23 protein-coding genes and 2 tRNA genes are annotated in these 23,809 nt (G+C 70.5%); 7 read left to right on the top strand and 18 right to left on the bottom strand.

The features are described 5' to 3' along the window. Positions 1-68: 68 nt before the first annotated feature. From ACWDEN_RS39050 to leuS, 3 genes are all read right to left on the bottom strand, one after another. Positions 69-914: a DegV family protein gene (locus ACWDEN_RS39050; protein ID WP_351608490.1), complete on the bottom strand. Its 846-nt coding sequence runs from the start codon at positions 912-914 to the stop codon at positions 69-71. A gap of 72 nt (positions 915-986) precedes the next feature. Next, a complete protein-coding gene (locus ACWDEN_RS39045) occupies positions 987-1,730 on the bottom strand; it encodes a hypothetical protein (protein ID WP_450862676.1) in 744 nt (247 codons plus the stop codon). A gap of 141 nt (positions 1,731-1,871) precedes the next feature. Continuing rightward, positions 1,872-4,754, bottom strand: a complete 2,883-nt coding sequence (gene leuS / locus ACWDEN_RS39040) for a leucine--tRNA ligase (protein ID WP_450862674.1) — start codon at positions 4,752-4,754, stop codon at positions 1,872-1,874. A 462-nt stretch (positions 4,755-5,216) separates the two neighbouring features. Here leuS and ACWDEN_RS39035 point away from each other — a divergent pair, with 462 nt between their 5' ends. Beyond that, positions 5,217-6,494: a cytochrome b/b6 domain-containing protein gene (locus tag ACWDEN_RS39035; RefSeq protein ID WP_351608484.1), complete on the top strand. Its 1,278-nt coding sequence runs from the start codon at positions 5,217-5,219 to the stop codon at positions 6,492-6,494. Continuing rightward, positions 6,495-8,105, top strand: a complete 1,611-nt coding sequence (locus ACWDEN_RS39030; protein ID WP_351608482.1) for an NADH-ubiquinone oxidoreductase-F iron-sulfur binding region domain-containing protein — start codon at positions 6,495-6,497, stop codon at positions 8,103-8,105. It begins immediately after the preceding gene. 119 nt (positions 8,106-8,224) lie between these two features. Here the strand turns inward: ACWDEN_RS39030 and ACWDEN_RS39025 are convergent. Beyond that, positions 8,225-8,297, bottom strand: a tRNA-Ala gene (locus ACWDEN_RS39025). 165 nt (positions 8,298-8,462) lie between these two features. Between ACWDEN_RS39025 and ACWDEN_RS39020 the strand changes: the two genes are divergently transcribed. Together ACWDEN_RS39020 and ACWDEN_RS39015 are read left to right on the top strand one after the other, a co-directional pair. Then, on the top strand, positions 8,463-8,798 hold the full coding sequence (locus ACWDEN_RS39020) for a glycosyltransferase 87 family protein (RefSeq protein WP_450862671.1): 336 nt from the start codon (positions 8,463-8,465) through the stop codon (positions 8,796-8,798). Continuing rightward, complete coding sequence (locus ACWDEN_RS39015) at positions 8,744-9,451, top strand: glycosyltransferase 87 family protein (RefSeq protein ID WP_450862718.1); 708 nt, start codon at positions 8,744-8,746, stop codon at positions 9,449-9,451. The genes ACWDEN_RS39020 and ACWDEN_RS39015 overlap by 55 nt, the downstream gene beginning before the upstream one ends. On the opposite strand, the gene ACWDEN_RS39010 is transcribed toward ACWDEN_RS39015, so the two are convergent. From ACWDEN_RS39010 to ACWDEN_RS38970, 9 genes are all read right to left on the bottom strand, one after another. Further along, positions 9,430-9,663, bottom strand: a complete 234-nt coding sequence (locus ACWDEN_RS39010) for a hypothetical protein (protein WP_006136074.1) — start codon at positions 9,661-9,663, stop codon at positions 9,430-9,432. The genes ACWDEN_RS39015 and ACWDEN_RS39010 overlap by 22 nt on opposite strands. Positions 9,664-9,666: 3 nt before the next feature. Next, a complete protein-coding gene (locus ACWDEN_RS39005; RefSeq protein WP_014672673.1) occupies positions 9,667-9,840 on the bottom strand; it encodes a hypothetical protein in 174 nt (57 codons plus the stop codon). A 392-nt stretch (positions 9,841-10,232) separates the two neighbouring features. Continuing rightward, positions 10,233-10,305: transfer RNA gene (locus ACWDEN_RS39000), tRNA-Ala, on the bottom strand. Between the two features lie 117 nt (positions 10,306-10,422). After that, entirely contained in the window at positions 10,423-11,091 is a 669-nt protein-coding gene (locus ACWDEN_RS38995) for a histidine phosphatase family protein (protein WP_351608478.1), read from the bottom strand. Beyond that, complete coding sequence (rsfS, locus tag ACWDEN_RS38990; RefSeq protein WP_351020346.1) at positions 11,091-11,534, bottom strand: ribosome silencing factor; 444 nt, start codon at positions 11,532-11,534, stop codon at positions 11,091-11,093. The genes ACWDEN_RS38995 and rsfS overlap by 1 nt, the downstream gene beginning before the upstream one ends. A gap of 102 nt (positions 11,535-11,636) precedes the next feature. Beyond that, positions 11,637-13,343 (bottom strand): LCP family protein, encoded by a 1,707-nt coding sequence (locus ACWDEN_RS38985; protein WP_450862669.1) that lies wholly within the window; start codon positions 13,341-13,343, stop codon positions 11,637-11,639. Between the two features lie 16 nt (positions 13,344-13,359). Then, positions 13,360-14,046 (bottom strand): nicotinate-nucleotide adenylyltransferase, encoded by a 687-nt coding sequence (nadD, locus tag ACWDEN_RS38980; protein ID WP_450862667.1) that lies wholly within the window; start codon positions 14,044-14,046, stop codon positions 13,360-13,362. A gap of 56 nt (positions 14,047-14,102) precedes the next feature. Beyond that, positions 14,103-14,258, bottom strand: coding sequence for a hypothetical protein (locus tag ACWDEN_RS38975; protein ID WP_351608470.1), 156 nt, complete (start codon positions 14,256-14,258; stop codon positions 14,103-14,105). A 119-nt stretch (positions 14,259-14,377) separates the two neighbouring features. After that, positions 14,378-14,542, bottom strand: coding sequence for a hypothetical protein (locus ACWDEN_RS38970; RefSeq protein ID WP_351608467.1), 165 nt, complete (start codon positions 14,540-14,542; stop codon positions 14,378-14,380). Positions 14,543-14,644: 102 nt separating this feature from the next. On the opposite strand from ACWDEN_RS38970, the gene ACWDEN_RS38965 reads away from it, so the two are divergent. Further along, complete coding sequence (locus ACWDEN_RS38965) at positions 14,645-15,733, top strand: M48 family metallopeptidase (protein WP_351608465.1); 1,089 nt, start codon at positions 14,645-14,647, stop codon at positions 15,731-15,733. A gap of 76 nt (positions 15,734-15,809) precedes the next feature. Here ACWDEN_RS38965 and ACWDEN_RS38960 read toward each other — a convergent pair whose 3' ends face one another. From ACWDEN_RS38960 to proB, 5 genes are all read right to left on the bottom strand, one after another. Next, positions 15,810-16,880: an SCO2583 family membrane protein gene (locus ACWDEN_RS38960; RefSeq protein WP_351608462.1), complete on the bottom strand. Its 1,071-nt coding sequence runs from the start codon at positions 16,878-16,880 to the stop codon at positions 15,810-15,812. Positions 16,881-16,968: 88 nt separating this feature from the next. Next, entirely contained in the window at positions 16,969-17,532 is a 564-nt protein-coding gene (locus ACWDEN_RS38955) for an SCO2584 family spore wall biosynthesis protein (RefSeq protein ID WP_450862665.1), read from the bottom strand. Between the two features lie 120 nt (positions 17,533-17,652). Continuing rightward, positions 17,653-18,939 carry a glutamate-5-semialdehyde dehydrogenase gene (locus ACWDEN_RS38950; protein WP_351608457.1) on the bottom strand — a complete coding sequence of 429 codons (1,287 nt, stop codon included), beginning with the start codon at positions 18,937-18,939 and terminating at the stop codon, positions 17,653-17,655. Between the two features lie 82 nt (positions 18,940-19,021). Beyond that, on the bottom strand, positions 19,022-19,447 hold the full coding sequence (locus ACWDEN_RS38945) for a hypothetical protein (RefSeq protein WP_351608455.1): 426 nt from the start codon (positions 19,445-19,447) through the stop codon (positions 19,022-19,024). Between the two features lie 122 nt (positions 19,448-19,569). After that, positions 19,570-20,658 (bottom strand): glutamate 5-kinase, encoded by a 1,089-nt coding sequence (gene proB / locus ACWDEN_RS38940; protein ID WP_351608595.1) that lies wholly within the window; start codon positions 20,656-20,658, stop codon positions 19,570-19,572. A 673-nt stretch (positions 20,659-21,331) separates the two neighbouring features. On the opposite strand from proB, the gene ACWDEN_RS38935 reads away from it, so the two are divergent. Together ACWDEN_RS38935 and ACWDEN_RS38930 are read left to right on the top strand one after the other, a co-directional pair. Next, on the top strand, positions 21,332-23,635 hold the full coding sequence (locus ACWDEN_RS38935; RefSeq protein ID WP_450862663.1) for a bifunctional glycosyltransferase/CDP-glycerol:glycerophosphate glycerophosphotransferase: 2,304 nt from the start codon (positions 21,332-21,334) through the stop codon (positions 23,633-23,635). Between the two features lie 13 nt (positions 23,636-23,648). Further along, positions 23,649-23,809 (top strand): sugar phosphate nucleotidyltransferase (locus ACWDEN_RS38930; protein WP_450862716.1); only part of this gene is annotated, 161 nt, incomplete at its 3' end.

Raw genomic sequence — 23,809 nt, 5'->3', positions numbered from 1 at the left:
GATCTTGGTCAATTCCCGTGGAGGACGGCCCTGTTGTGGATAAGTCCGCCACCCGGACGGGTGATGGCTCAGCGGGGTGAGACCACCGCTCCGAGCAGTCCGGGACCGGTGTGTGCCCCGATCACCGCCCCGACCTCGCTGACATGGAGGTCGGCCAGGCCCGGCACCCGTTCCCGCAGCCGGTCGGCGAGCGCGGCGGCACGGTCGGGGGCGGCCAGGTGGTGGACGGCGATGTCGACCTCGGCACCGCCCGCCCGTTCGGCGGCGATCTCCTCCAGACGCGCGATGGCCTTGGACGCCGTACGGACCTTCTCGAGCAGTTCGATGCGGCCGCCGTCCAGCTGGAGCAGGGGTTTGACGGCGAGTGCGGAACCGAGCAGGGCCTGTGCGGCTCCGATGCGGCCGCCACGGCGCAGATAGTCGAGAGTGTCGACGTAGAAGTAGGCCGACGTGCCCGCGGCCCGCTTCTCGGCGGCCGTGACGGCCTCGTCCACCGTGCCGCCGGCCTCGGCGGCCTCGGCGGCGGCGAGCGCGCAGAAGCCGAGAGCCATCGCGACCATCCCGGTGTCCACCACCCGTACCGGCACCGGCGCATCGCGGGCCGCGAGGACCGCCGCGTCGTAGGTGCCGGACAGTTCGGCGGACAGGTGCAGGGAGACGATGCCGTTCGCACCGGACTCGGCGACCCTGCGGTAGGTTTCCGCGAACATCTCCGGGCTCGGGCGCGAGGTGGTCACGGGACGGCGCTTCTGCAGGGCCTGGGCCAGGGAGCGGGTGGAGATCTCGGTGCCCTCTTCGAGTGCCTGGTCGCCGAGGACCACGGTCAGGGGCACCGCGGTGATGCCGTGACGCTCCATCGTCCGCGGCGGCAGGTAGGCCGTTGAATCGGTGACGATCGCGACATGGCGGGACATGAGCTGGAGGTTACCTGCCGTAGTGCTCGCGCGGCAGTCCGGCCCCCCTGGTGCGGGCCGGGAGCGGCCGGGTCAGGTGGTGCTCTCGGGACGCGGTTTCTTCTGCCAGGGGTGGACGAGGCGTGGCGACGGCGGGGTGATCGCCTGGCGCGCCTGCTCCTCGGCCTCGGCGGCACGCGACGTCCACGAGCGGGCGCGTCGGGCCGCCGAGCCGTCGGGGGTGGATGCGGCGCTCACGTCGGGCTGCTGTCCCTCCGCCGTCGCGGGACCGGCCGGGGTCCAGTGGCGCAGGGCGTCGGCCTCGATGTCTATCTGATCGCTGAGCGCGCCCAGATCGTCGTCGACGAAGCGGCGGGCCCGGTCGCGGACCGCCCAGCGCAGGGAGTCCGCGGACTTGGTGATGCGCTCGGCACGGCTGCGCAGCTCGGGCAGCCGTGCGCGGAGTTCGGCGCGGTCCGGCTCCGACTCCAGTCGCCGGAGGTCGGCGTCCAGCTCGTGCCCGTGCGCGCTGAGCCGCTCGAAGAGAGCGAGGGACTCCTTGATCGACTCGTCCTCGGCCGCGCTCGCGCGCAGGGCGTCCTGGGTGGCACGCATGGAGGTGCGCAGCGCGAGCCTCAGCTGCGCGATCTCGGCGGCCGGACCGGCCTGGACGAAGGATTTGGCGCGCAGCGTGTGGTCCTCCACGGTGCGGCGGGCCTGCTCGACCGTCCGGTCCACGCCGCGCTTGGCGGCGCCGACCGCCTTGACCGTGGCGTACGCGCCCAGGCCGACGAAGAGCAGGAAGAGCAGGGCGAACACGGCGATCACTGCTTCCACGATGCTCCTCCTCCGGGTGGAGCGGCACACGCCGCCGCGCTTTCCACAGTAAACGCAGCGGGCAGGCCCGGAGTTCCAGAAAAACCCCGAACCTGCCCGTAGGGGACTACCCCGAGACAGCTCGCCGCGGCGTCCTGACGGTCACGCCGGGACGATGTTCACCAGCTTCGGCGCCCGGACGATCACCTTGCGGATGTCCGCGCCGTCCAGCGCCGCGACGACCTTCTCGTCGGCCAGCGCCACCTTCTCCAGCTCCTCCTCGGAGATGGCCGGGGGCACCTCCAGGCGGGCCTTGACCTTGCCCTTGATCTGCACGACGCAGGTCACGGTCTCGTCCACGACGTACTCGGGGTCGGCGACCGGGAAGTCCTGGTGGACGACCGAGTCGGTGTGGCCCAGCCTGCGCCACAGCTCCTCGGCGATGTGCGGGGCCAGCGGGGCGACCATCAGCACCAGCGGCTCGGCCACCGAACGCGGCACCGCGGTACCGGCCTTGGTCAGGTGGTTGTTCAGCTCGGTGACCTTGGCGATGGCGGTGTTGAAGCGCAGCCCCTCCAGGTCCTGGCGGACGCCGTCGATCGCCTTGTGCAGGGCGCGCAGCGTGTCCTCGTCGGGCGCCGCGTCCACCACGGTCGGCTCGCCGGTGTTCTCGTCGACGATGTTGCGCCACAGTCGCTGCAGCAGCCGGAACTGGCCGACCACCGCGCGCGTGTCCCACGGGCGGGAGACGTCCAGCGGGCCCATGGCCATCTCGTACAGGCGCAGGGTGTCGGCGCCGTACTCGGCGCAGATCTCGTCCGGGGTCACCGCGTTCTTCAGGGACTTGCCCATCTTGCCCAGCAGGCGGGTGACCTTCTCGCCCTGGTAGTAGTACGCGCCGTCGCGCTCCTCCACCTCGGCGGCCGGCACCGCGATGCCACGGCTGTCGCGGTAGACGTAGGCCTGGATCATGCCCTGGTTGAACAGCTTGTGGAACGGCTCGGCCGACGACACGTGGCCCAGGTCGTACAGGACCTTGGACCAGAAGCGCGCGTACAGCAGGTGCAGCACGGCGTGCTCGGCGCCGCCGACGTACAGGTCGACGCCGCCGTGCGGCCGGCCCTCGCGCGGGCCCATCCAGTACTGCTCGATCTCGGGGTCGACCAGCCGGCGGTCGTTGTGCGGGTCCAGGTAGCGGAACTCGTACCAGCAGGAACCCGCCCAGTTGGGCATGGTGTTGGTCTCGCGGCGGTACTGCTTCGGCCCGTCGCCCAGGTCCAGGGTGACGTTGACCCACTCCTCGTTGCGCGACAGCGGGGTCTCGGGCTGGGTGTTGGCGTCGTCCGGGTCGAAGGTGCGCGGGCTGTAGTCCTCGACCTCGGGCAGCTCCAGCGGCAGCATCGACTCGGGCAGCGAGTGGGCGATGCCGTCCTCGTCGTAGACGATCGGGAAGGGCTCGCCCCAGTAGCGCTGGCGGCTGAACAGCCAGTCGCGCAGGCGGAAGTTGACGGTGCCCTCGCCGATGCCCTTGCCCTGCAGCCATTCGGTGATGCGGGCCTTGGCGTCGGCGACGCCCAGGCCGTCCAGGGAGATCTCGTCGTTGGACGAGTTGATGATCTTCGCGTCGTACGACCCGAAGGCGTTCTCCCAGGCCGAGGTGTCGGTGCCACGGCCGTCGGTCGGCTCGACGACGCAGCGGATCGGCAGCTCGAAGGCGCGCGCGAACTCGAAGTCGCGCTGGTCGCCCGCCGGGACGGCCATGATCGCACCGGTGCCGTAGCCCATCAGGACGTAGTCGGCGATGAAGACCGGGATCTGGTCGCCGTTGACCGGGTTGGTCGCGTACGCGCCGATGAAGACGCCGGTCTTGTCCTTCGCCTCGGCCTGGCGCTCGACGTCGGACTTCGAGGCGGCCTGCGCGCGGTAGGCGGCGACGGCCTCGGCCGGGGTGGCGTGTCCGCCGGTCCACACCTCGTGCGTGCCCTCGGGCCAGGCCTCGGGGGTGAACTTCTCGACCAGCGGGTGCTCGGGCGCCAGCACCATGTAGGTCGCGCCGAACAGGGTGTCCTGGCGGGTGGTGAAGATCGTGATGTGCTCGCCGTCGATCGGGAAGTCGACGCGGGCGCCCTCGCTGCGGCCGATCCAGTTGCGCTGCTGCAGCTTGATGGCCTCGGGCCAGTCCAGCTGCTCCAGGTCGTCCAGCAGCCGGTCGGCGTAGGCGGTGATGCGCATGTTCCACTGGCGCAGCTTGGCCTTGAAGACCGGATAGTTGCCGCGCTCGGAGCGGCCGTCGGCGGTGACCTCCTCGTTGGCCAGCACGGTGCCCAGGCCCGGGCACCAGTTGACCGGCGCGTCGGAGGCGTAGGCCAGGCGGTACTCGCCCAGGATGTCGGCGCGCTCGCGGGCGCTCAGCTCGCTCCACGCGCGCGTGGTGCCCGGAATCGCCCGCTCACCGGACTCGAACCGTGCGATCAGCTCGGAGATCGGACGGGCCTTCTTCGCCTCGTCGTCGTACCAGGAGTTGAAGATCTGCAGGAAGATCCACTGGGTCCACTTGTAGTAGTCCGGGTCGATCGTGGCGAAGGACCGGCGCTTGTCGTGGCCCAGGCCCAGCCGGCGCAGCTGGGCCTTCATGTTCTCGATGTTGGCCTCGGTGGACACGCGCGGGTGCGTGCCGGTCTGCACGGCGTACTGCTCGGCGGGCAGGCCGAAGGCGTCGAAGCCCAGGGTGTGCAGGACGTTGTGGCCGGTCATGCGCTGGAACCGGGCGAAGACGTCGGTGGCGATGTAGCCCAGCGGGTGGCCGACGTGCAGGCCCGCACCCGAGGGGTACGGGAACATGTCCATGATGAACTTCTTGGGCTTGGCGACCAGCCCGGCGTCGCCCGCCAGGTCGCCCTTGGGGTTCGGCGCCGCGTAGGTGCCGTCGGCGTCCCAGAAGTCCTGCCAGCGTGCCTCGATCTCGGCTGCCATGGCGGCCGTGTAGCGGTGCGGCGCGGCCTCCGCCGACGTGGCGGCGGCCGCAGCGGGGTTCGTCTCGCTCATGATCCTCAAAGCTCCATCGATCGTCTCTGCCTGCGGCTGCGACATTCAAAGAAACGAAAAATCCCCTCACACAGGAGGGGACGCCGCGCCGATGCCGACCTCACGGGTTCGACCGGGGTCGGTACTGATCAGCGCGGCCCGCTAAGCAGAAGGCGTACGGCACGCATGGCGTTAGGGTACCGCAGGCCCCGAGCGGGCGGCGACGGCCTTCGGCGAGCCGCGACACGCTTGAGCAAGCGACGGCGCGCTTCCGTATCCCTTGTGGACATGCCAGGAACCAAGGGGAGAGGGAGTTGAACCAAGGTCAACAATTACCTCGCGTACCGTCCACCAAGGGACATCGGCCCAGTCGCATTGTCCGTTGATAACAACGCAATAACTCAAACCCCGTACTGATCGGTATGGCGCCACCTAGAGTTCGGCAGCGGGACCGCTTTCCCGAAACTGCTCGGAGTTGCCCCCATGAACCCTCGTCGTAGTACCAGCTCCCTCCCCAAACCGGGCCGCTCGGCCTACGGGGTGGCATCGGCTGTCGTCCTGCTGCTCATACCCGTGGTCGTGCTGGTGGGAGGCAGCCAGGTCCAAGACTTCCTGAACTTCGGCGCGGGCGTGATGTCCCTGGTCTCGCTCAGCTGCTCGGTGATCTGGGGCCTGTTCGCCCAGGACCGGATCTTCCTGAACATCCGGCAGCGGATCATCGGCCAGGCGGTGCACCGCACGCTGGGGGTCGCCTCGATCGCGTTCCTGCTGCTGCACATCACCATCAAGATCGCACTCGGGCACACGCAGCTGATCGCCGCGATCATCCCGTTCTCGCTCGGCGTCACCGGCATCGGCGGCCTGATCGGACTGGGCTCGCTGGCAGGCCTGCTGATGATCTTCGTGGGGGTCACCGGCGCCCTGCGCAGCAATTTCGCCACCCCGGCCCCGGTCGCAGCCCGCTGGCGCGCCATGCACATGCTGTCCTACCCGGCCTGGTGCGCCGCACTGATCCACGGCCTGTACGCGGGCCGCCCGGTGAAGAGCCCGCTCTTCACCTACCTGTACGCGCTGTCCCTGATCGCGGTCATGGCCGCCCTCGCCCTGCGCGCCGCCCCGCGCCCGGTCAAGCGCAAGGTCGCCGACCGGCTGGTGGCGCTGTTCGGCAGCTCGGAGCGGCCGGGACTCGAGGAGCTGGACGCGAGCCGGTCCCGGGTGGCCGAGCCGGCTCCGGCGGGCTTCGAGGGCCGGCGCGAGCCCAGGGGGGCCGCCGCCCCCTCCGCGCCGCTGTACCAGTCCCCCGCCACCCCCGCGCCGGAACCCGCGTCGGGCTTCGCGGCGGCCTACCGCGCCGTCTCAACGCCGCGCCGCTCCCGGCCGTCGTACACCGCCGGCCAGACCGCCCGCATGGACCTGCCGCTGGACATGCAGGCCACGGAGGCCATGCCCCGCGTGGACGGCGGTTCCAGCACCTCGGGCAGCTGGCCGATCCCGTCCCCGCCGCCCGTCGGCGAGGCCCCGCCGTCCGCGTACGACCCGTTCCAGGACACCGGGCAGACCATTCCGGTCTACGGCAATTCGGGCACCCCTGGATACGGCGGAAGTGACATGTACGACACCGGTGAGACAAACGGCTTCTACGGCGCGTACAACGCCAGTGACACGTACAACAGCGGTCCCGCTACCGAAACGCTGCCCGGCGCGTCCTACGACACTCCGGGTTCGGGCGAATCCTGGAACACGCCGTCCGGAGGCTTTTAAGTGAACGAGGCCCTGCCCGACGTCCCCGAAGTCCGCGTGGTCGGCCTTCCGCAGCTCACGTCGGGCTTCGACCTTGTGGAACGACTCGACCTGCCCATGCACCTGAAGGTGCACGGGCCGCTCGACCCGCTCGGCGGCGAACAGCTCGCGCAGCTCGCCGAACGCATCAACCTCAGGGGCCGCGGCGGCGCCGGTTTCCCCTTCCACAAGAAGCTGCGCTCGGTCGCCGAGTCGGCGATCAAGCGCGGGGTGCGGCCGGTCGTCGTGGTCAACGGCAGCGAGGACGAACCGGCCTGCCGCAAGGACACGGTGCTGATCAACCGTGCCCCGCACCTGATCCTCGACGGCGCGCTGCTGTGCGCCGAGGCGCTCGGCGCCCGGACGCTCGTGATCGGTGTCACCCGCGAGTCCACGCAGCGCTCCATGGAGGCCGCACTCGCCGAACGCGGGCTGAGCAACAGCCGTAGATCGGCGCTGCGCGCGTGGGTGCAGCGCAACCCGGTGCGGATGGTCACCGGCGCCGCCGCCTCCCTGATCCGCTCGGTCGACGGCGGCCCGGCGATCCCGCCCGGCCGCAAGATCAGCGCCTCGCAGAGCGGCGTCGGCGGCGCACCCACGCTGCTGTCCAACGCGGAGACGTTCGCACAGCTGGCCATCGCCGCCCGCATCGGCCCCGAGCGCTACGGCAACACCGGCCTGTACGACGAGCCGGGCACCGTCATGCTCACCGTGTCCGGCGCGGTCGCCCGCCCGATGGTGATCGAGGTGCCCACGGGCGTGCCGCTGCGCTACGTGCTGCAGCTGGCGGGCGCCCCGCCGGTGCCGCAGGGCGTGCTGACCGGCGGCTATCACGGCAAGTGGATCGACGCGGCGACCGTCGACGAGGCGATCGTCTCCCGCAACTCGCTGGACGCGGTGGGCGGTTCGCTGGGCGCGGGCGCGATCCTGCCGATCAGCCAGGAGACCTGCCCGCTCGGCGAGTCGCTGCGGGTGGCGCAGTGGCTGGCCGAGGAGAGCGCGGGCCAGTGCGGGCCCTGCTACCTCGGGCTGCCCGCCGCCGCGCGCGGCATGGAGGACATCCTCAACGGCGGGGGGCCGGCCGCGCTGGAGGCGCTGAAGCAGGTCGCGAAGAACGTCAAGCGCCGTGGCGCGTGTTCGCATCCGGACGGCTCGGCGATGTTCCTGGAGTCGACCATCAAGGCGTTCACCGACGACCTCGCCGCGCATGTCCTCGGAAACGGCTGCGGACGGCCCGTGGAGGGCGTTCTGCCGCTCTTCGAGGGGGGCAGGGCCCCCACGGGCATCCCGGGCGGCGGAGAGCCCGAGGAGACCGGCGCCAGCCGTCAGAAGATCTACGTCGACTGGACGCTGTGCCGGGGCCACGGACTGTGCGCCGACATCCTCCCGGAGGTGTTCGAACTCGGCGCCGACGGTTTCCCGACCGTCGCCCAGGCGCAGGTGCCCAGGTACGCCGAGGCGAAGGCGCTGCGCGCGGTGCGCCGCTGCCCGGCGCTCGCCCTGCGCCTCGAGGAGGACACGCGCGGGCAGGCACCGTCCCGCAACCTGCCGGTCGTCTCCCAGGGCCGCGGCCGGCGCGCGCTCGGCCGCTGAGCACCCGAAGGGGCGGTCACCCGGGCCGGGTGACCGCCCCTTACGTCCGGCCGCGGCTCCCGGCAGCGCAACACGCCGAAGGCGGACCATCCGTCGGGATGGTCCGCCTTCGATTTCTGTGGAGCTAAGGAGAATTGAACTCCTGACCTCCTGCATGCCATGCAGGCGCTCTACCAACTGAGCTATAGCCCCTTGTTCTGTTGTTTCGCCTGGTTTCCCCGGCGACGACGTAAACATTACAGGCCTGGGGGCACAGCGCCAAATCGGTTTCGGCTTCGCACCGACACTGTCGCTAATGTCTGATTTTGTGACACTGATCGCGTCGTCCGCAGCCCACCGCCGGCCGAGGGGGCCACCGTGCGCGCCGGCGGCGACCTGAACGCGCTGCGGGCGACGGCCGCCCACCTGCCCACCACCTACCCGCCGTTCGCCGCCCTGCTCTTCACGCCGCTGACCCTGCTGGACCCCGCGCCGCTGCGTGTGCCGGCGACCGCGGGGAACCTCGCACTGCTGGTGGCCTTCGTCCGGCTGTCGCTGAAACTCGTCGGCCACGCGCGCGTGGACGCCGTGTGGTGGGTCGCGGCGCCGGCCGCCGCCCCACCGGGCGGTACGACCCCTGGACGGGAGCGGGCCCGGGGCTGGCCGCGGCGGTCAAACCGACGCCCGCGCTGTTCCCGGTGTTCCTGCTCGTGACGGGTGTCACGGCCCACCTGCGGAGCAGAGACGCGACGCCATGGTTGCGGCACGCGCGCGGGGCGGCCGTCGCGTTCGCCGCTGCGACCCTGCCGGCGGCGGCCGTCCTGCCGTACGACTCCTGGCGGTTCTGGACGGACGTGGTGTTCCGCGCGGGCCGGGTCGGCCATGCCGAGGACGCCGCCAACCAGGCCGTGCGCGGCGTTCTGGCGCGCGTTCTGCACACGCCCGACCCGGGAGACCTCTGGGCAGCCTCGGCGGCCGTCCTGGCCTCTCTGGGCCTCGCGGCCGCCGTGGCGGGCGGAGTTGCGCGGGCGGCGGGACCGGGCGGTGTGCGCCTGCGCGGTCACCGCGCTGCTGATCAGTCCGGTGTCCTGGACGCACCACTGGGTGTGGTGTGTGCCACTCGTACTGCTGCTGTGGGCACGCGGACACAGGACGGCGGCACTGGGCACGCTGCTGGTCTTCTGCTCGTACGCCCCGTGGTGGGTGCCGCACGGCACCGGACGGCCCGAACTGCACCAGGAGGTCCTGGAATTGATGCTTTCGGCCCTCTACCCGGCAACCGGTGCGCTGTTCCTCGTGCCGGACCGGACATCGTTGCCGGACCGCGGCGGCGGTGCGCCCGGGGTCAGGCGGTCACGAAGGAGTAGAACCGCTTGAGTGTGCAGTGCTCTTCGAGAAGACGGCCGTAGATCGGCTCGCCCTCCAATTCCCGGTACGTCTCGATCGGGTCGCCTTTTATGATCAGCGCCCGCGCGCATTCCTCGCACCAGTACTGGTAGTCGGGATTGATCGGCTCCATGTCACGGACGATCGGCGTACCGCTCCCACACCAGTCGCACTTTCGCCTGTGTGCACCCATCGATCAGCTCCAGCTGTGGCCGCAGGCCGTGCACACGTAGGAGATTCCGCCGTTGTCGCCGAGAACTTGGGCAACATGCGCGGAACCACAGGAAGGGCAGCTCAGCCGGGTGGTCGTGTCCCGTATCAACGCCGCACCGAGGAGGTGGCCGACCTCCTCAAGGATGCTCGCAGGCATCGCTACTCCCTCCCGTCGGGCCGCGCCCCCTTCCGGCCGTTTGATTCTGCCACGGCCGGAGCAATACGGTCAGCGACGCCTCAGTACCAGTCCGGACACGGCGCCCGCCGCGGCCGCTGAGGCCAGCGCCCGGGCACACACCGAGAACGCCTCCGAAGAGGTATACGAGCGCGGAACGCCGAGTGACTCAACCCGGTTCAGGAACAGTGTGCCGCGGTGCCGCTGGTGCTCGGGCAGGAGGAGGACCGGTCGCTGTGTTGACGAGGATCACCGGCCGCCGCACCGGTGTCCTGGATCAGCCGGAAGACGATCAGCCAACAGAAAATCCCGCCCCTTGGAGGGGGCGGGACCTTCATCATCGATCTTTGTCCACTCGACAGAGTGTCGATCAGTGGAGCTAAGGAGAATTGAACTCCTGACCTCCTGCATGCCATGCAGGCGCTCTACCAACTGAGCTATAGCCCCTTGCGCCACGCGGCGGAGCCGCATGGTGTCTCGCCCCGCTCGGCGGGGCGAACAAGAAGAACTTTAGCCTGTGACCTGCCAGAAAGTGAAATCCGGGGTCCGCGAGCCTCCTGAGGCTCAGTCGTCGTCGCCGAGGACCGGCTCCGGGAGGGTGCCGGCGTTGTGCTCCAGCAGGCGCCAGCCGCGGGCGCCCTCACCCAGCACGGACCAGCAGCAGTTGGAGAGGCCGCCGAGGCTCTCCCAGTGCCCGGCCTCCAGGCCGAGCAGCCGGCCGATGGTGGTGCGGATGGTGCCGCCGTGGCTGACGACGACGAGAGTGCCGTCCTCGGGCAGCTTCTCGACGTGCCGCAGGACGACGGGTGCGGCGCGGTCGGCGACCTCGGTCTCCAGTTCGCCGCCGCCGCGGCGGACCGCCTCGCCGCGTTTCCAGGCGGCGTACTCCTCGCCGTACCGGACGATGATCTCCTCGTGCGTCAGCCCCTGCCAGACGCCCGCGTAGGTCTCGCGCAGGCCCTCCTCGCGGGTGATGTGGAGGCCGGTGAGGGCGGCCAGCTCGGCGGCCGTGTGCGCCGCCCGCTGCAGGTCCGAGGAGATGATCGCGTCCGGCCCCAGGGAGGCCAGCAGCCGGGCGGCGCGGCGGGCCTGGCCGATCCCGGTCTCGGTCAGCGCGACGTCCGTGCTGCCCTGGAAGCGGCGCTCGACGTTCCAGGCGGTCTGGCCGTGCCGCCACAGGATGATGCGGCGGCCGCGGGTCTTGCGGTCGGTCACCTCGCCGGTGGCGCTCATCACCACTCCCCGCCCGGCTCCCGCTCGGCCTCGGCGGCCTGCAGCTTCGCGTGCTCCTCCGCCTTGCCGCGGGTGGCCTTGGCGTCGGCGGGCAGCTCCAGCTCGGGGCAGTCCTTCCACAGCCGCTCCAGAGCGTAGAAGACGCGCTCCTCACTGTGCTGGACGTGCACGACGATGTCGACGTAGTCGAGCAGGATCCAGCGGGAGTCGCGGTCGCCCTCGCGGCGCACCGGCTTGGCGCCGAGTTCCTTCAGCAGGCGCTCCTCGATCTCGTCGACGATGGCCTTGACCTGGCGGTCGTTCGGCGCGGACGCCAGCAGGAAGGCGTCCGTGATCGACAGCACGTCGCTCACGTCGTAGGCGATGACGTCATGGGCGAGCTTGTCGGCCGCCGCCTGCGCGGCGGTGTTGATGAGCTCAAGGGAACGGTCGGTGGCGGTCACTACGAAGCTTTCGGGTCGGCGGTCACTGGACCTCAAGGGTCTCACGGTCCGCCGGGCACACCCCACGTGATTACGGTGGCACGTGGGGTGCCGGGGACCCGGTCAGGAACTGGCGGGCTTGTAGTCCTGGCCGAGGACCACCGAGATGTCGGCGCCGGAGGAGACGGTGCCCTTGGCCACGGATCCGGCGGGCAGGCCGAGGGTCTTGGCGACCTCGGTGGCGTCCGCCTTGTGGGAGGCGTCCGAGTAGACCACCTTCGAGGTGGGCTGCGTGCCGGCGGCTGTGCCGCCCTCCAGGAAGGTGAAGCCGCCGTTGAGGAGCACCACGCGGGCCTTCTCGGTGTCGTCCTTCACACCGGTGGCGTTCTGCACGGAGACCCGGACGGCGGAGCCGGCGTCGGGGCTCTTGGCGGTGCCGCCGAGGATGTCCTTCACCACGCTGTCGCTGGTCCTCGCGCTGATGGTGCCGTCGGGCTGGACGGGCAGCAGGGCGGTCTTGTAGGCGCCGCTCTTGGCGAGGTCGGCGAGCTTGGCGAGGAAGGTGCCGAGGTCCTTGTCGGTGAGCGGCGGGTCGAGGATCTGCGCGAGGGTCTGCACGGTGACCGTGGCCGCCGACGGGTCGGAGGACATCTTGCGCAGCACGCCCTGCATGACCTGGCCGAACCGCTCCAGCTGGGCGTTCTGGGACTCGCCGGCGGCGCGGTAGGTGGCGTAGGCGACGGCCATCTTGCCGCTGAGGGTCTGGCCGCTGCCCTTGTGGACGAGGGGTTCGGTGCCCTTCTTGCCGGCGTCCGGGTCGGGCACGTCGGTGTTGGTGTCGATGTCGATGTTGCCGACCAGGTCGACGAGGTTCTGCAGGTAGGGGGTGTCCAGGCGCCAGGTGCCCTGGATGTCGGTGCCGAGGACGGTGCCGAGCTGGTCGCGGGTGCCGGAGGCGCCGTCGTCGTCCACCGACTTGGCGAGGGTGGTGGTGGAGCCGTCGTCGGCGCTCAGCGCGAGGGAGTTGGGCAGCAGCACGGTGCTGCCCTGCTTGGTGGTGGTGTTGTCGACGAGCAGCACCGTCGAGGTGCCGCCCTTGCCGGTGTTGTGCAGGTGGACGACGATCACATCGCGTTTCTGGGCGCCGACCGGGGTGGCCGCGCCGGGCTTGGAGCCGGAGGAGGACAGGCCGGGCAGCTTTCCGGCGTACCAGAGGTAGCCGACGCCGCCGGCGGCTACGAGGGCGAGGACGACGACGAGGGCGATGACCCGGCTGCGGGCCCGGCGGCGGGCCTCCTCGCGGCGCTCGGTGCGGTTCTCGGTGAACTTCAGCCAGTCGATGACGTCCTCGGGGTCACCGTCCGGGTCCTCGACGAACGCGAACTGCTCGGTGTGGTAGTCCCGTTCACCGTCGTCGTGCGGCCCCTCGGGCCGAGCCGGGACGTGCGGGCCCGTCTGCTGCGGGATGTGGGCCGTCTGCCCGGTGACCCGGGGCTGCTGTCCGGTGCTCGCGGCCTGCCCGTAGGGGTCGTGGCCGACGGGATGCTGGGTGCCGGTGTCGTAGGGGTCGTACGGGGCCTGGGAGCCGTAGGGGTCGTACCCGGGTGCGGGCCGGCCCGTGTCGTAGGAGGGCACCGGCGGCTGCTGGCCGGTGGCGTACGGGTCGTAGCCGTAGCCCTGCTGCTGGGCGTACGGGTCGTAGGTCGCCTGCTGAGCCTGTTGCTGTGCCGGGACCTGCCGGTACATGGGCCGGCCGTACTCGTCGTAGCCGACGATTTCGTACGGACCGGCGCCGTAGCCGCCGTCACCCGCGTCGTATCGGTCGTTCACCGGTGCCCCTCTCGGCTCACTCGCCGCGGTACAGCTCGCGCTTGTCGATGTAGCGCACGACTCCGTCCGGCACCATGTACCAGATGGGTTCTCCCTTGGCGACTCTCGCACGGCAGTCCGTGGAGGAGATCGCGAGCGCGGGCACCTCGACGAGCGAGACGCCGCCCTCCGGCAGGCCGGGGTTGGTCAGGTGGTGGCCGGGCCGGGTCACGCCGATGAAGTGCGCCAGGGAGAACAGCTCCTCGCTGTCCCGCCAGGTCAGCAGCTGTGCGAGGGCGTCGGCGCCGGTGATGAAGAACAGGTCCGTGTCGGGGTTGAGCGCGCGGAGGTCGCGCAGGGTGTCCACGGTGTAGGTGGGGCCGCCGCGGTCGATGTCGATGCGGCTGACGGAGAACTGCGGGTTCTCGGCGGTGGCGATGACCGTCATCAGATAGCGGTCCTCGGCCGGGGAGACCTTGCGGTGGGACTTCTGCCACGGCTGGCCGGTGGGCACGAACACCACCTCGTCGAGCTGGAACTGCGCGGCGACCTCGCTGGCCGCCACCAGGTGGCCGTGGTGGATCGGGTCGAAGGTTCCGCCCATGACGCCGAGGCGGCGCTTACCCGTGTGGGCGGGGCCGCCGAACGGCCGGTACTGCGGGTGCTCGACCGTGTCGCCGGCGGACTCGTACGCCGGACCGGTAGGCATGTCCTGCTCTCCCATGCGTGCAGACCCTACCGGCCCGGCCTCGGGCGTCCGGCCGGGGACGGGGTCCCCGCTCAGCGGTCGCGGTTGAAGCGGGTGGTGATCCACAGCAGGAGCAGCAGGATGGCAAGGGCGCTGCCGCCCGTGACCGCCGGGTTGAGGCTGTTGTGGTGGCCGCCCGTGGCTTCGGCGAGGGGGACCAACGGGGCTGCGGCGCTGTGAAGGCTCATCTTCGGCAGGACCTAACGCGTGTGGGCGGGATAAAGATGTCGTCTCATCGTATGCGGGCGCCCCGGCGGCGATCACGCCGACTCTGCCGTTCGGCCACGCGGGGAACTCATCCGAGCTGTCAGTCGTCTTTCCGCTTGTAGCCGCTCAAGAGGAACCAGGCGGTCAGTGCGCAGCCCAGGACCATCACGATCAGGATGATACGGAGCAGATTGCCCGATCCGTGCTGTTGGACGGCGCTCGCGGCGGCCTCGTTCAGCCGGGCGGCTGCGGGATGGTGCTCCATCAGTGGACTCCTTCGGCTGTACTGCCCGTCCACGGTATCTCCGCCTAGGCTGGGCTTCGCTTCGGGGGCACAGTGGGCACTCATACGCACATGGGGGATGACATGTCCGACGACGGCCACCAGCAGACGGGGCACGAGCGCGTGCCGAGCAGGCAGCGCAGGCGCTTCCCGGGGATCTCCTCGCGTGCCTACGAGCATCCGGCCGACCGCTCGGCCCTGGTCGCGCTGCGCAAGCTGAGCGGATTCGACACCGTCTTCAAGGCGCTCAGCGGGTTGCTGCCCGAGCGGAGCCTGAGACTGCTGTTCCTGTCCGACTCGGTGCGCGTCTCCGAGCGGCAGTTCCAGCATCTGCACGACATGCTGCTGGACGCCTGTTACATCCTGGACCTGGAGAAGGTCCCGCCGATGTACGTCAACCAGGACCCGCAGCCGAACGCGATGTGCATCGGCCTGGACGAACCGATCATCGTGGTCACCACGGGGCTCGTGGAGCTCCTGGACGAGGAGGAGATGCGGGCGGTCGTCGGGCACGAGGTGGGACACGCGCTGTCCGGGCACTCGGTGTACCGCACGATCCTGCTGTTCCTGACCACCCTCGCGCTGAGGGTGGCCTGGATCCCGCTGGGCAACCTCGCGATCATGGCGCTGGTGACGGCGCTCAGGGAGTGGTTCCGCAAGTCGGAGCTGTCCGCGGACCGGGCCGGGCTGCTGGTGGGGCAGGACGTCCGGGCCTCCATGCGCGGCCTGATGAAGATCGCGGGCGGCAACCATCTGCACGAGATGAACGTGGACGCGTTCCTGGAGCAGGCCGAGGAGTACGACGCCGGGGGCGATCTGCGCGACTCCGTGCTGAAGATCCTCAACGTGCTGCCCCGCTCGCACCCCTTCGCCACGATCCGTGCGGCCGAGCTGAAGAAGTGGGCCGAGTCCCGGGACTTCCAGCGGATCATGGACGGCCACTACCCGCGGCGCGACGAGGACAAGGACACCTCGGTCAGCGACTCCTTCCGCGAGTCGGCGGCCAGCTACGCGAGCGATGTGAAGACCTCCAAGGATCCGCTGATGAAGCTGGTCACGGACCTCGCGGGCGGCGCGGGCGACCTGGGCGGCCGGGTCCGCCGCGGCTTCGACGGCTTCCGCAGCCCGCCCCCGGCGAAGGGGGGCCCGTCGGACGCCCCGGCAGAGGGGTGATGTCACCTCTCCGCGAGGGCACCGGGCTCCTGGCCGCCCTGCCCCTCACCCCGGCCGGCCCCGAGAGCTGCCCCGCTCACACCGTCGGCTGCGCCGCGGCGGCCAGCGTCCCGCACAGGGCCGCGGGGCTGTCCGTCTCGTAGGGGTCGGTGCCCGCGGGGCCGCCGGTGCGGGCGGTCTGGCCGGCCAGGAGGGGGCGGAAGTAGGCCGCGGAGTCCTCGGCGCAGGTGAGGGGGCCCGCCTGGACGTACGAGGTGAGCAGCTGGACCTGGTGGGTGCGCAGGTCGTCGCGGGTGAAGCGGAAGGTCAGCTCGCGGCGGACGGTGAACAGGGACACCGGCGCGTTCGCCGCGGCACCGGTGGGGCGCAGGGCGTAGACGAAGGTGTGGTCGGCGGTGACCTCCAGCGTGCCCGAGTCGGCCTCGACGGCCTGCAGGTCGCCCTGGACGCGGATCCGGTCGTCGGCGAGCTGGGCGCGGGAGGGGTCGATGCGGACCAGCCAGCCGGTGGGGGCGTGCCGGCCGTCCGCCGCGGGGTGGTCGAAGCTCCGGTCGAACTGGTCGAGCTGGTCGGAGTCGAGGAGGGACCGGGCGGGGCCGACCTGACGGCCGGTGAGCACCTCGGGGTAGAGCGAGGAGCGGACGATGTAGTCCTTGGCCGCGGTGAGCGCGGTCACCACCTGGCTGTCGGAGAAGTGGGCGGTGCTGCGGGAGGCCGGCAGGGGTATGCCCTCGGCTCCGACCTCGTACGGGGCGGCGGGGCTGTGCGCGTACAGGTACTCGGCGTCGGCGGTGCCGGGCACCCTGCCCGTCGGGGCGAGCGGGATCACCGTCGACCGCAGGGGCTCGACGGGGCGCCGGGTCTCCGGGGTGCCGTAGGGGTGGCGGACGCCCATGTAGACCGCGGTGCCGAAGGCGACGGCGATCAGCAGGACGAGGATCAGGGCCTGCCGGGTGAGTCCGCGGTGCAGGGGCGGGCGGCGGCGTACGGCCGGCGCGTGGTCGGCCATCCGCTCCTCGGCGGAGTACTCCTGGAGGCGGGCAGCGCGGACGAACGACTCGTCGAACACGACGGATCGGTACTCGTCCTCTCCACCTGCGGGGCCGCCCTCGGGTGTGCCCTCCGGTGGGTCTCCAGGCCCGCCCATACTTTCAGAGTAGGTCGCGTGGGCCTCAGGTAAACGCCCTGCTACACGACAACTTCTGACAGGTGCTCACCAAGAGCGGGGCGGGAGTTCAGGGCGAGCGCGGGATGGCCGAGGCCGCCGGCTGGGAGGTGTCGGCGGAGACGGAGGGCGCGGCGGCGCTGCCCTGTTCCAGGCCGGTCGGGGCGGGCGAGGGGATCCCGTCACGGGTGTCGGCCGAGCCGCCCCGGTAGACGGCGGCGAAGGCCAGGGCGACCATGCCGATGCCCATCACGACGGCCAGCAGCCAGGCCACGGGGCGGTGCCAGCGGATCTGCCTGCCGTAGCCCCCGAAGTGGCGGTCACCGAGGCCGTAGGTGTCCTCCAGCTCGTCGTCCGGATCTTGGCCGAGATCGGTCCCCTCGGGGGAGTACTTGTCGTCGTAGCGCTCGCCTCGGGCGTGGGCGCGGCGGGCCTCCGCCTCGGAGGCCTCGGCTCTCGCCTGTGCGGCGGCCAGGAGGCGCTCGACGGCGGTCGGCTCATGGACCGCGGCCGCCTGTACGAAGGCCTCGTCGAAGACCACGGAGGCGAACTCTTCGTCCGACACCCCGTGGTCGTGGTCGTCGTCGGGCTCCCAGCCGTCAGGGAACGGCGTGCCCCCCACGTCCTCCGGCACGCATCCAGAGTAGACCTGGGGGGTCAATTTGGGCAGACGGTATGGAAATTCGTCTGACTGGTGAGACGACGTTTCGGCCGCCCGCCACGGCCGGCGGCCGTGCGGCCGAAGGGGTGGGCCTCAGGGGCGCACGTGGCCGTCGCCGGTGACGATGTACTTGGTGCTGGTCAGCTCCGGCAGGCCCATCGGGCCGCGGGCGTGCAGCTTCTGGGTGGAGATGCCGATCTCGGCGCCGAAGCCGAACTGGCCGCCGTCGGTGAAGCGGGTGGAGGCGTTCACGGCGACGGTGGTGGAGTCGACCAGCTGGGTGAAGCGGCGGGCGGCCTGCTGGGAGGTGGTGACGATCGCCTCGGTGTGGCCGGAGGTCCACAGCCGGATGTGCTCGACGGCCCTGTCCAGCGAATCCACCACCGCGGCGGCGATGTCGTACGAGAGGTACTCGGTCTCCCAGTCCTCCGCCACGGCCTCCACGACCGTCGCCTCGGAGTCCTTGGCGTAGGCCATCACACGCTCGTCGGCGTGCACGGTGACGCCGGCCTGGGCGAGGGCGTCGAGGGCGCGCGGCAGGAACTCGGGGGCGATGTCCTGGTGGACGAGGAGGGTCTCGGCGGCGTTGCAGACGCTGACCCGCTGAGCCTTGGAGTTGATCAGGATGTCGATGGCCATGTCGATGTCGGCGTGGGCGTCGACGTAGACGTGGCAGTTGCCGGTGCCGGTCTCGATGACCGGGACGGTGGACTCGCTCACCACGGTCTGGATCAGGGAGGCGCCGCCGCGCGGGATGAGGACGTCGACCAGCCCCCGGGCGCGCATCAGCTCGCGGACGGACTCACGGCTCTCGCCGGGCACCAGCTGGACGGCGTCGGCGGGCAGCCCGGCGCCGCCGACGGCGTCCCGGATGACGCGGACGAGGGCCGTGTTGGACTCGTAGGCGGAGGCGGAGCCGCGCAGCAGCACCGCGTTTCCGGACTTCAGGCACAGGGCGGCGGCGTCCACCGTCACGTTCGGGCGGGCCTCGTAGATGATGCCGACGACACCGAGCGGGACGCGGACCTGGCGCAGGTCGATGCCGTTGGGGAGGGTGGAGCCGCGGACGACCTCGCCGACCGGGTCGGGCAGCTTCGCCACGTCACGGACGTCGGAGGCGATGGCGCGGACCCGCTCGGGGGTGAGGGTGAGCCGGTCGACGATGGCCTCGCTGGTGCCGTTCTCCCGGGCCCTGGCGACGTCCTTGGCGTTGGCCTCGACGATCTCGCTGGTCCGGACCTCGAGGGCGTCGGCGATGGCGAGCAGCGCGTCGTCCTTCACGGCTCGCGGGAGCGGCGCGAGGTCGGCGGCGGCGGCCTTGGCCCGGTAGGCGGCCCGGGTGACCGGAGACATCGAGTCGTACGGCGAGAGCGTGGTCATGAGGGAAGGGTAGTGCGCGGGGCGGGCCGCCCACCGCTCATCCCAAACCCCGAGACAAGGTCTCAGAAGGGATCAGGAGGGCTCAAAAGGGATGGACCCCTACCGGTGTCGCGGGCGGCGGGCCGTAGCCCTCGGCGAGGCGCTGGTGGTAGGTCTCGCGGTCGATGACCTCCAGGCCGACGATCTCCCACGGGGGCAGTCCGGCGGTCTGCCGGTGCTCGCCCCACAGGCGCAGCGCGACGGCGGCGGCGTCATGCAGGTCGCGGGCCTCCTCCCAGTACCGGATCTCCGCGTGGTCGCTCGCGTACCGGCTGGTCAGCAGGAAGGGGTGGTCGTGAGCCAGCTGCTCCAGGGCCCGCCGCAGATCGGTGAGGGGGACGTCCGGCCCGGCGACGCTGAGGGTGACATGCCAGAGCCGGGGCAGGTCCCTGGGCTCCTCATAGGTGTCTCCGGCCGCGACGCTCGTCAGGGCACCGCGGGTGGCCACCCCAGGGCGCACTCGTCTCACGACGGCCTCCTTCACCCACCGCTCGGGAACGTCTCTCTCCAGACAAAGTTGAGCAGGCCCTACGGCACCGCGGGGCGGTTTTACGGAACGTCCCCCAGCGGGGGCTGCCGTTACGTCCCGTTTTACGTGTGCAGGAGCACCAGGTCGTCCCTGTGTACGACCTCGCGTTCGTAAGCGGAGCCGAGTTCCCGGGCCAGTTCGCGGGTGGAACGCCCGATCAGCCGGGGGATCTCCTTGGCGTCGAAGTTGACGAGTCCACGGGCCACCGCGCGCCCCGAGGTGTCGCGCAGTTCGACGGGATCACCGGCGCTGAACTCACCCTCCACGGCGGCGATTCCGGCGGGCAGCAGCGACTTGCGCCGCGTCACGACGGCGTCCACCGCGCCGTCGTCCAGGGTCAGCGCCCCTTGCGGGGTGGAGGCGTGCTGGAGCCACAGAAGCCGGTCGGCCGAGCGTTTGCCGGTGGGATGGAAGTAGGTGCCGGTGTCGCCGCCGCTCAAGGCGTCCGCCGCGTGCACGGCGCTGGTGAGGACCACGGGGATGCCGGCCGCGGCCGCGATCCGGGCGGCCTCGACCTTGGTGACCATCCCCCCGGTGCCCACGCCGGCCTTGCCCGCGCTGCCGATCTCGACACCCGCGAGGTCCTCCGGACCCCTCACTTCCGCTATCCGCGAGGTGCCGGGCCTGCTGGGGTCGCCGTCGTAGACGCCGTCGATGTCGGAGAGGAGGACGAGCAGGTCGGCGTGGACGAGGTGGGCGACGAGGGCGGCGAGGCGGTCGTTGTCGCCGAAGCGGATCTCGTCGGTGGCGACCGTGTCGTTCTCGTTGACGATCGGGAAGGCACCCATCGCGAGGAGCTTGTCGAGGGTGCGCGAGGCGTTGCGGTGGTGGGCGCGGCGGCTCATGTCGTCGGAGGTGAGCAGGACTTGGCCGACGCGGACGCCGTAACGGGCGAAGGAGGCGGTGTAGCGGGCGACCAGCAGACCCTGGCCGACGCTGGCGGCGGCCTGCTGCCGGGCGAGGTCCTTGGGGCGGCGGCGCAGGCCGAGCGGGGCGAGCCCGGCGGCGATGGCGCCCGAGGAGACGAGGACGATCTCCCGCTCTCCCCCGCTGCGGATCTTGGCGAGCACGTCGACCAGCGCGTCGACGCGGTCGGCGTCGAGGCCGCCCGCGGCTGTGGTCAGCGACGAAGAGCCCACCTTGACGACCATCCTGCGGGCCTCGTGTACGGCCTGCCTTGCCCTTGCCACCTTGCCGTCCGTCCCCTCACGCGGTCTTCTGCCCGCTTCGCAATCTACGCGAAGCGGTGCGGCCGGCGCGCTCGGGTCCGGTGGGTGGACGGCGGAAAAAGCCGCGGTACGGGGCAGGGCCGCGGCAGGCGTCGGCGAACGCAAACGGTCAAAAAGAGCGGGTCCGCAGTATGCGGACGGGAGGTCAGCCAGTTACTCAACTTGGTCATACCTCACCAATGCGGCTCACCGGACCGATATACCGAAGGCGCGGACATCGACGCTTTTCTCTTTCCCCATTTCAGAGGGGCTTCCGTCACCGGTACGACTCGCCTCGTTCTCTCGCCGGCACGGCCCCGCCCTGACGGCGAACTCGAGCGGCTTCGCCCTATACACCCCCGGCACAGGCCAGAGCAAGAGGGCGAGTATCTATTACAAGGGCGTTCCGGTCGGAAAAGGACAGTTGAGACTTGGGTGAGTCTTGCCACAACCCTGCTGACCAGGAGCGCAGGGGCTGTAGTAAGAACAGTCCTGGAGTCGCGTTAGGGTAGGCTTAAACCAACCTTAACCTAGCACTCCTTGTGCCTCTCGCCTCTCGCGCCACATCGGCAGCGGGAGGCGATTGACTCTGACCGACAGCCCAGGAGCTCCAAGCATGCCCCTCGCGAATGGAAGCACTTCGCCGAAAATAAGCGTGGTCGTCCCCGTTTATAAAGTTCAGGGGTATCTCCGCGCGTGCTTGGACTCCATTCTCTCCCAGTCCTTCGAGGACTTCGAGATCGTCGCCATCGACGACCACTCTCCCGACTCCTGCGGGCGCATACTCGATGAATACGCCGCGCTGGACGACCGCGTCGTACCCGTGCACTTCGAGGAGAACCAGGGCATCGGAAAGGCGCGGGACGCCGGTGCGCTGAAGGCCCGCGGCGAGTACATCCTGTTCCTGGACAGCGACGACACCCTCGCCGACGGGGCACTGCAGGCGATGGCCGACCGCCTCGAGGTCACGGACAATCCGGACATCCTGCTGCTCAACCACGTCCGCACCTACTGGAACAACCGCGTCCAGGCGAGCGCGGCCGGCGAGATGCTCGCCGAGGCCGGCACGGACGTCTTCACGGCGCTGGAGCGGCCCGAGTACCTCAACATGTTCGCCGTGGTGTGGAACCGCGCCTACCGCCGCGAGTTCTACGTCGACGACCACGGCTTCACCTTCACCGACGGCATCTACGAGGATGCCCTCATGGTCTACAAGACCATGCTGACCGCGGAGCGCATCGCCGCCACCGACCACGTCTGCGTCGAGTACCGCCAGCGCCGCCAGGGCAACTCCATGCGCACGCCCGGCCGCAAGCACTTCGGGATATTCGAGCAGTACGCCCGGCTCTTCGAGTTCCTCGACGAGCGCCCCCACCTGGAGCCGGTCCGGGCGCTGCTGTTCGAGCGCGCGGCCAGCCACTACCTGTTCACCCTGGCCCGTGAGGACCGCATCGTCCCCAAGGACCGCGCGGAGTTCTTCAAGCTCTCGGCCGCCAACTACAAGCGCTTCAAGCCCAAGGGCTTCGTCGTTCCGGAGGGCACGCAGGGCACCAGGTTCCAGCTGCTGGAGCGCGGCTCCTACACGGCGTACGCGGCGGTCATGGCCGCCAGCAACACCCGGCGCCAGGTGATCCAGCGGGCCACCAAGGTCAAGACCAAGCTCGGCAAGACCGCCTACAACCGCCTGTACCAGCTGCACCTGCGCCGCCCCGTCGACGAGAACCTCGCGGTCTACGCGGCCTACTGGAACCGGGGCGTGGCCTGCAACCCGGCGGCCGTGTACCACAAGGCCAAGGAGCTGGCCCCGAACGTCCACGGCGTCTGGATCGTCAAGAAGGACGCGGTGGACAGCGTCCCCGAGGGAATCGACTACGTGGTCGCCAACTCGCCGCGCTACTGGGAGGTCATGGCCCGGGCCAAGTACCTCATCAACAACGTCAACTTCCCGAACAACTTCGTGAAGCGTCCGGAACAGGTCCACCTGCAGACCCACCACGGCACCCCCCTCAAGCAGATGGGCATCGACCAGCAGAGGTTCCCGGCGGCCGCCAAGAACATGAGCTTCGCCAAGATGCTGGAGCGGGCGGACAAGTGGGACCTCAGCCTCACCTCCAACCAGCACTCCACCGAGATCTGGGAGCGGGTCTACCCCTGCGCCTTCGAGGCGGTCGAGTACGGCTACCCGCGCAACGACGTCTACTTCCGCAGCACCGCCGAGGACGTCCGGCGGATCCGCCGTGACCTCGGCATCGAGGAAGGCAAGACCGTCATCCTCTACTGCCCGACCGTGCGCGACTACCAGAAGGGCTATGTGCCCCGCATCGACCTGGAGCGCTTCTGCCGCGAACTCGGACCCGACCACGTGGTCCTGGTGCGCACCCACTACTTCTACGGTGCCGACCCCCGGCTGGAGGCCCTTCAGGAGCGCGGGCTGATCAAGGACGTGTCGAGGTACCCGGTGGTGGAGGACCTCTGCCTGGCCGCCGACGCGCTGATCACCGACTACTCCTCCATCATGTTCGACTACGCGTGCCTGGACCGCCCGATCGTCGCCTACGCGGACGACTGGGAGGTCTACCGCAAGGCCCGCGGTGTCTACTTCGACATCCTCTCCGGCCGGCCGGGCGAGACCCCCGGCGCGACCGCCACCTCCGAGGACGAGCTGATCTCGGTCTTCCGCTCCGGCGCCTGGAACAGCGAGGAGGCCGCCGAGCTGCGGACCGCGTTCCGGCAGCGGTTCGTGCAGTTCGACGACGGCAACGCGGCGGAACGCGTGGTGCGCCGCCTCTTCCTGGGCGAGGAGCCGTCTCCCGCGGTGCTGCCCCTGGCCGAGCGGACCCCGGCGCCCGCGCCGGCCGCCATCGCCATGGCCCACATCCCGCGGCAGCCGACCGGTGAGCGCGGCCTCATCGGCGCCTGAATCGGCGCCTGACATGCACAACGACAAGGACGAGCACCCCATGGTTCCCCGCCCCGCCCTGCGCAAGGCCGTCATCCCGGCGGCGGGCCTCGGCACCCGGTTCCTGCCGGCGACCAAGGCCACTCCGAAGGAGATGCTGCCGGTCGTCGACAAGCCCGCGATCCAGTACGTGGT

The sequence above is a fragment of the Streptomyces sp. NPDC001153 genome (assembly GCF_053598315.1).
Note: the sequence above shows the minus strand (reverse complement) of the source record. Positions and strands in the feature narration are given on the sequence as shown.